This window comes from Pseudonocardia sp. SID8383, assembly GCF_009864975.1.
In the GTDB taxonomy this organism is placed as follows: Bacteria; Actinomycetota; Actinomycetes; order Mycobacteriales; family Pseudonocardiaceae; genus Pseudonocardia; species Pseudonocardia alni.
Genome location: NZ_WWFY01001009.1, coordinates 1 through 566 on the forward strand (window position 1 = coordinate 1; position 566 = coordinate 566).

The following is a 566-nucleotide window of genomic DNA, read 5'->3' on the forward strand; positions in this document are numbered from 1 at the left end:
TCCGAGCGGTCCGATGTCCGCGCCGGCCTCGCCGACGTCGGCCCCGGCCCAGCACGGGACCGTCGGCGGGAACCCCGCGGCGCGTCCGGCCGAGCCGGTCGAGGACGAGGTGGACGTCCCGCCGTTCATGCGGCGCTGACCCGCGTGCCGGACTCACCGACACCGGCCACGGCGGCCCGCGCGGACGGCACCCGCCGCGCGCGGATCCGCCGGGTCACCACCACCCGGGCCGGTGGCCGGTCCGAGGGCCCGTTCACCTCGTTCAACCTGTCGTCGGGGGTCGGGGACGACCCGGCCGCGGTGACCGGGAACCGGGCCCGCGTCGTGCGTGAGCTCGGCCTGTCCGGACTGGTGTTCCTGAACCAGGTCCACGGCCGCGACGTCGCCGTGCTGCGCGAGCCCCCGCGGGCCCGCCCCGGCACCGGTGGTGTCGCCCCGGACATCGCCGACGTCGACGCCGTCGTCACCGACGTGCCGCTGCTCGGCATCGCGGTGCTCGCGGCCGACTGCGTACCGGTGCTGCTCGGCGACCCGGTCGCCGGCGTCGTCGGGGCCGCCCACGCGGG

General features: G+C 78.4%; 1 protein-coding gene. It reads left to right on the forward strand.

Features of this window, described 5'->3' with window-relative positions:
* Nucleotides 1-144 precede the first annotated feature (144 nt).
* The coding region (locus tag GTW08_RS24250; RefSeq protein WP_161152586.1) for a laccase domain-containing protein at nt 145-566 on the forward strand (422 nt) is incomplete at its 3' end.